Origin of the sequence: Plasticicumulans sp. (genome assembly GCF_035331805.1) — a bacterium.
GTDB lineage: Bacteria > Pseudomonadota > Gammaproteobacteria > Competibacterales > Competibacteraceae > Plasticicumulans.
Genome location: NZ_DAOLKE010000260.1, coordinates 1 through 5,146 on the forward strand (window position 1 = coordinate 1; position 5,146 = coordinate 5,146).

Genomic DNA, 5,146 nt, shown 5'->3' on the forward strand with positions numbered 1-5,146 from the left:
GTCAGGCCGCTGGCGGCATCGAAGCGCGGCGCGCGTGTCCAGCCGCCGTCGACGACGAGGCGGATGCCGTCGATGGTCAGGCTGGTCTCGGCGATCGTGGTCGCGAGCACCACGCGCCGGCGGCCGTCGGGAGCGGGTTCCAGCGCACGCTGCTGCTCGGCAGCCGGCAGCTCGCCGTAGAGCGGCAGCACGCTGACCTGCGGCGCCAGCGTGCGCAGGCGCTCGGCGGCGCGGCGGATCTCGGCGCCACCGGGCAGGAAGGCGAGCACGTCGCCGGATTCCTCGGCGAGCAGCCGCACGACCTGCTGCGCCAGCGCCTCGGGCAGCGGGGCTTCGGGTTCGCGCGCGACGTGGCGGATCGCGACCGGATGCGCGCGGCCTTCGCTGCTCACGAGCGGCGCATCGTCGAGCAGCCGGCAGAGCCGCTCGCCGTCGAGCGTGGCCGACATCAGCAGGAGCTTCAGGTCCTCGCGCAGGCCGAGCTGCGCGTCGCGCGCCAGCGCCAGCGCCAGATCGGCGTGCAGGCTGCGTTCGTGAAACTCGTCGAAGATCAGCAGGCCGACGCCGGCAAGCTCCGGATCGGACTGCAGCCGGCGGGTCAGGATGCCTTCGGTGACGACCTCGATGCGCGTGCGCGCCGAGACCCGGGCCTCGAAGCGCACGCGGTAGCCGACCGTGGCGCCGGGCGGTTCGCCGAGCAGCGCGCTCATGCGCGCTGCGACCGCGCGGGCGGCCAGGCGGCGCGGTTCGAGGATCACGATGCGCCGGCCCGCGAGCCACGGCGCATCGAGCAGCGCGAGCGGCACGCCGGTGCTCTTGCCGGCGCCGGGCGGGGCCTGCAGCACGACGGCCGGGGCCGCGGCGAGGGTCTGTGCCAGAGCCGGCAGCACGGCCGTGATCGGCAGTTCAGGGGACATGGTGCTTACAAAGCCCTTGCAAAAGACGTGTCCAGGTGGCAGGCGGCTGGGGCGTGGAGTGTAAAACATCGTCAAACAGGGGCGCGGTGAAAATCCCGGACATGGGAAAAGTGGCTCGCTATGGTTCTAATCGCCCGGCCACAGGGAGCCCCGCACCGGAGTGCGGAAGGGCGGCAGGGAACATGATTCGGATCGGGACTGGATCGGTGAGGAAATCGACGATGAAGACAGCGTTGGTCGTGGACGATTCGCGACTCGCCAGGCTGGCGTTGACGCGCGCCCTCGAGAAGCACGGGCTGCACGTCGAACAGGTCGGCTCGGCCGCGGAAGCCTTCGAGTTTCTGCGGGGCCGCCGGCCGGATGTGGTGTTCATGGACGTGACGATGCCGGAGATGGACGGCTTCACGGCCGCCGGCCTGATCACGCGCGATCCCCAGTTCGCCGGGCTGCCGGTGGTGATGTGCTCGGCCGAGGAAACCGACGACGTGCGCACCCGCACCGCTGCAGCCGGCGCCATGGCCTTCCTCGGCAAGACGGCCGGCGATGCCGGGCTGTCGGACATCCTGAACCGTCTGGTGCCGGAGGCGGCGTCGATGCCGGCGGCTGCGCCGGCGCTGGCGGCGGCCGGACCGAGCGCGGCGGAACTCGCCGCGCAGATCGAATCCTCGGTGGCGGCGGCGGTCGCCTCGCGGCTGGTGGCGACCGAGGCTGCGCTGCGTCAGGCCATCGAGGCCGCGGTCGCAAGCGCCGCGCGCGAGGCCGTGCAGTCGATGGCGCCGGCGCTGGTGCAGGATCTCGTCTATGCCGCCGTGCCCGAGGCCGTGCGCAGCGAGGTCGGCGACCGGCTGCCGCTGGTGCAGTCGGCGGCGCGCGACGCGGCGCTGGCGGTGGCCGAGGATGCCGCCGGGGCCAGTGCCGGACGGGTGCGCGATCTCGCCGCCAGCATCGTCGAGGAGCGCATCGCGCAGGGCCGCAACGAATGGCTGCACAGCCTCGATGCCTCGATCGAATCCGGACCGCTCGCTGCGCGCATCGGCCAGATGGCGCGCGACGCCGCCCAGCAGGGCGCGCGCTCGGCCGCCGAATCGCTGTTCGCGCAGGTGCGGGAAGGGCTGATGAGCGAGCTGCGCGGCGAGCTCGGCACGCTGCGCGGCCGCGTCGGCGATGCCCCGACCCGCGAACAGCTCGACGAGGCGCTCGCCGCTGCGCGCAAGGCCGAGGCGCACGCCGAGGCGACGGCCCGGCAGATGCGCATCGGCATGGTCCTGCTCGGCCTCGGCATCGTCGCCTCGGTGGCCATCGGCGTGCTGCTCTGAGGCTGCAGCGCTGATCCGACCCCGACCCCGCGCCCGGCGCGGGGTTTTCGTTGCTGGCGGCGGCCGGCGCGCCGGCGGCGGACGATAATCGCGCCCGGTGCCGGCGCCGGAACGGGCAGCAGCGCCTGCCGGCGGCCGGGAAGGATGTTCTGGAGTCCGTCTCAATGCACGGCCGTGCGGCCGGTGCAGCCAGCGAGGATCACGAGGCATGGCGCGTGCGCAGCGGAAAGCAAACATCGAGGCCACGAGCGCAGGGAACGCCGACGAGCGGCGATCGTGGCTGCCGGCACTTGCGACGCTGATCGGCGGACTGCTGCTGACCGCGGCGATCTTCCTGCTGCTTGCGAGCGGCGAGCGCGAGCGTGCCCACGATGAGTTCGAGCGCGCGGCGCGCGACCGCTTCCTGTCGGTGGCGCGCGAGCTGGAGCAGGGCCTGACCGGCCTGCAGGGGCTCGCGGCCTTCGTCTACACCAACCCCGGGATGTCGGCCGAGGCCTTCGATGCGCTGTCGCGCCACCTGCTGGGTTTGTCCCCGGGGCTGGACACGCTGGCCTGGGCGGCGCGCGACACGCAGGGCGGCGGTGATCGCTACCTGCTGTCGCGGCTGTACCCGGCCGAAGGCGCAAGCCTGGTCGCCGGTGCCGATCTGCTCGCCCGGCCCGAGTTCGCCGCCACCGTGCTCGCGGCGCGCGACGGCGGCCGGCTGGCGCTGTCCGAGCCCTTCCCGCGCGGCGGCGACGGCGAGTCGCGCGGCGTGCTGGCGGCGGTGCCGGTGTACCGCACGCTGATCAGCGGCGCCGACGAACGCCGTCGCCGTCAGGACATCGTCGGCGTCGCGATCGCCGTGCTCGATCCGCAGCGCCTGGTCGAGGGCGCGCTGTCGCGGCTCGATCCGGTCAAGGTCGAGCTGCGCCTGTTCGATCTCGGCGCACCGCGCGGCCGCCAGCTGCTGTATCACCCGCTCGGCAGCCTGCGCGGTGCGGCGATGGCGAGCTATCTCGCCGATCCCGAAGCCTTCGGCGCGGTCGAGCACCTGCAGCGCAGGATCGAGATCGCCCAGCGCGAATGGCTGGTGGTGGCCACGCCGGCGCCGGGGCAGTTCTTCGCCTCGCTCGGCAGCCGGCCGTGGTGGGCGCTCGGCGTCGGACTGGCGCTGACGCTGGCGGTGGCGTTCTGGCTGCGGGCGACGGTCGGCCGTCACGGCCAGGTCGAGGCGATGGTCGCGCTGCGCGAGGCCGAGCTGTCCGAGAGCGCGCTGCGCTTCCATCAGCTCACCGAAGGCGCGCCGCTGGTGCTGTGGATCTCCAGCATCGAGAACGGCCAGATGCTGTACCTGAGCCCGGCCTTCGAATCGATCTGGGGCTTCACGCCCGAGCAGGTGTTCCAGCGCCCGGGCCTGCGCCGCGAACTCGTGCATCCGGAGGATCGCGACCGGCTGCGCCGGCTGGTGCGCAGCGCCGCGCAGAACGAGGGCTACGACACCGAGTACCGCATCCAGCGCCAGGACGGCGAGCTGCGCTGGATCCGCGAGCGCGCCCACGCCGTGCGCAACGCCGCCGGCGTCGTCTACCGGCTCGCCGGCCTGTCCGAGGACGTGACCGCGCAGCACCGGCACGCGGCCGAGGCCGCGGTGCGGGATGCGCGCCTGCGCGCCTCCTTCGAGTCGCTGCCCGAGGCCGTGCTGATCGTCGGTTCCAGCGGCTGCATCGAGTCGATGAATCCGGCGGCCGAGCGCCAGTTCGGTTATGCGGCCGACGAACTGCTCGGCGGACCGGTCGCGGTGCTGCTGCCGGGCTACGATCCGCTGGCGCCGCTCGATCCGTCCCGGCCGCTGAGCGGCGTGCGCCGCGGCGGCGGGCGCTTCCCGGCGCTGGTGCCGAGCAGCGATTACGACGACGACAACGGTCGCCATCACGTCTGTCTGGTCCACGACCTGACCGCGCTCGGCCAGAGCCAGACCGTCAGCTCGCGCGAGCGCGAGCGCGCGCAGGCGATCCTTTCGAGCATCACCGAGGCGGTCGTCACCACCGATGCGCTCGGACGCGTCGACTTCCTGAGTCCGCTCGCCGAGCGCATGACCGGCTGGAACAGCGCCCAGGCGCTCGGCCAGCCGCTGCCCTCGGTCCTGCGCCTGCGCGATCCGCTGAGCGGTCTCGAACGCGGCGACCTGATGCTGTCGGCCGGGGCCAGCGAGGTGCTGCGCCTGGTGCGCCGCGACGGCAGCGAGCTGGCGGTGCACTGCTCGGTGGCGCCGATCCGCAGCCTCGGCCAGGACGTCGGCGGCGTCGTGCTGGTGCTGCGTGCCGCCGGCAGCGACGCCCCCGGCGACGTGCAGGCCGGGCAGCCCAGCGAGCCGTCCGAGGTGCTCGACAGCTTCGGCCGCGATGCGCTGACCGGCCTGCCGGATCGCCCCGGCTTCGTCGCGAAGCTCGACAACGCCCTCGAAGCCGTGCAGGCCGGCGGCGCGCCGCGCACGCTGATCTACCTGACGCTGCGCCAGATGCACAGCCTGACCGCGCTCGGCGGCGAGGCGATGGCCGATCGCGTGCGGGCCGGAGCCGCGCAGGCGCTGATCGACGTGCTCGGCCCGCGCGACGTGGCCGGTCGCGTCGGCGCGGATGAGTTCGCGCTGCTGCTCGAAGGCTGGAACGCCGAGACCCTGCCCGAGCAGCTCGCCGAGATCCGCGCCGCGCTCGGCCAGTACTCGATGGAGGTGCAGGGGCGCACGCACCGCGTCGATGCCGACATCGGCGCGATCCCGGTCAACGCCGACAGCGGCGACAGCCTCGATGTCATGTCGGCCGCCGATCTGGCCTGCCACCGCGCGCGGGTCGCGGCCCGCAGCGGCGGCTGAGCGGGCCTCAGCGGCGCACCGGCAGCAGCAGCCCGAGCGCAAACAGCAGCGCCGCGCAG

At 73.6% G+C, this 5,146-nt stretch carries 3 protein-coding genes; 2 read left to right on the plus strand and 1 reads right to left on the minus strand.

Annotated features, from left to right (window positions below; genetic code table 11):
- The coding region (locus PKE44_RS14760) for a DEAD/DEAH box helicase (RefSeq protein ID WP_324552515.1) at nt 1-917 on the minus strand (917 nt) is incomplete at its 3' end.
- 221 nt (nt 918-1,138) lie between these two features.
- Between PKE44_RS14760 and PKE44_RS14765 the strand changes: the two genes are divergently transcribed.
- Both PKE44_RS14765 and PKE44_RS14770 read left to right on the plus strand, forming a co-directional pair.
- Entirely contained in the window at nt 1,139-2,233 is a 1,095-nt protein-coding gene (locus PKE44_RS14765; RefSeq protein WP_324552517.1) for a response regulator, read from the plus strand.
- A 208-nt stretch (nt 2,234-2,441) separates the two neighbouring features.
- Nucleotides 2,442-5,087 carry a PAS domain S-box protein gene (locus PKE44_RS14770; protein WP_324552519.1) on the plus strand — a complete coding sequence of 882 codons (2,646 nt, stop codon included), beginning with the start codon at nt 2,442-2,444 and terminating at the stop codon, nt 5,085-5,087.
- Nucleotides 5,088-5,146: the final 59 nt, after the last annotated feature.

Coding starts and splice junctions, on each gene's coding strand:
- PKE44_RS14765 (WP_324552517.1), top strand. CDS start 1,139: ATGAAGACAGCGTTGGTCGTGGACGATTCGCGACTCGCCAGGCTGGCG.
- PKE44_RS14770 (WP_324552519.1), top strand. CDS start 2,442: ATGGCGCGTGCGCAGCGGAAAGCAAACATCGAGGCCACGAGCGCAGGG.